The sequence below is a fragment of the Paenibacillus montanisoli genome (genome assembly GCF_003268025.1).
Lineage (GTDB): Bacteria > Bacillota > Bacilli > Paenibacillales > Paenibacillaceae > Paenibacillus_Z > Paenibacillus_Z montanisoli.
The window spans coordinates 1-1,252 of record NZ_QLUW01000012.1 but is presented as its reverse complement, the minus strand read 5'-3'; the positions used below and the strand labels follow the sequence as shown (position 1 = coordinate 1,252).

Genomic DNA, 1,252 nt, shown 5'->3' with positions numbered 1-1,252 from the left:
CCGGATTCCCACGAGGTTTCACGTGTCTCGCGGTACTCAGGATCCGTCTCGGAGAGTGCTGACTTTTGGCTACAGGGCTTTTACCTCTTATAGCGGGCCTTTCCAGACCTCTTCGCCTAGCCAACACCTTTGTAACTCCATGTGAGACGTCCTACAACCCCAGGGAGCAAGCTCCCTGGTTTGGGCTAATCCGCTTTCGCTCGCCGCTACTGACGGAATCACTATTGTTTTCTCTTCCTCAGGGTACTTAGATGTTTCAGTTCCCCTGGTATGCCTCTTATGCAACTATGTATTCATTGCATAGTGACTGGATATTACTCCAGCCGGGTTTCCCCATTCGGACATCCCCGGATCAAAGCCTGCTTACGGCTCCCCGAGGCATTTCGTCGTTCGCCACGTCCTTCATCGGCTCCTAGCGCCTAGGCATCCTCCGTGCGCTCTTAGTAGCTTAACCATCGACAACATCAGATGTTATCGTTACTTCGTTAATCTCAGCTAAGAGATATTTCGCAAATTTCATATCCAGTTTTCAAAGTGCAAGTGATGGTTGTGTTTGGTGGAGCCAAGCGGGATCGAACCGCTGACCTCCTGCTTGCAAGGCAGGCGCTCTCCCAGCTGAGCTATGGCCCCAAACAAATTCCATCAAAGCTGAACATATAGGTTCACGTCATGTCTTCAACGGTATCGTTTCCTCGTCGGGAAACGGTATTCCTTAGAAAGGAGGTGATCCAGCCGCACCTTCCGATACGGCTACCTTGTTACGACTTCACCCCAATCATCTACCCCACCTTCGGCGGCTGGCTCCCTTGCGGGTTACCCCACCGACTTCGGGTGTTGTAAACTCTCGTGGTGTGACGGGCGGTGTGTACAAGACCCGGGAACGTATTCACCGCGGCATGCTGATCCGCGATTACTAGCAATTCCGACTTCATGCAGGCGAGTTGCAGCCTGCAATCCGAACTGAGACCGCCTTTTTAGGATTGGCTCCACCTCGCGGCTTCGCTTCCCGTTGTAACGGCCATTGTAGTACGTGTGTAGCCCAGCTCATAAGGGGCATGATGATTTGACGTCATCCCCACCTTCCTCCGGTTTGTCACCGGCAGTCACTTTAGAGTGCCCACCATTACGTGCTGGCAACTAAAATTAGGGGTTGCGCTCGTTGCGGGACTTAACCCAACATCTCACGACACGAGCTGACGACAACCATGCACCACCTGTCTCCTCTGTCCCCGAAGGGCCGCCTCTATCTCTA

General features: G+C 53.1%; 1 tRNA gene and 2 rRNA genes. All 3 read right to left on the bottom strand.

The window, feature by feature from the left end:
* A 23S ribosomal RNA gene (locus tag DL346_RS28710) occupies positions 1 to 454 on the bottom strand; the annotation flags it as partial.
* A 100-nt stretch (positions 455 to 554) separates the two neighbouring features.
* Positions 555 to 630: transfer RNA gene (locus DL346_RS28705), tRNA-Ala, on the bottom strand.
* A gap of 86 nt (positions 631 to 716) precedes the next feature.
* A 16S ribosomal RNA gene (locus DL346_RS28700) occupies positions 717 to 1,252 on the bottom strand; the annotation flags it as partial.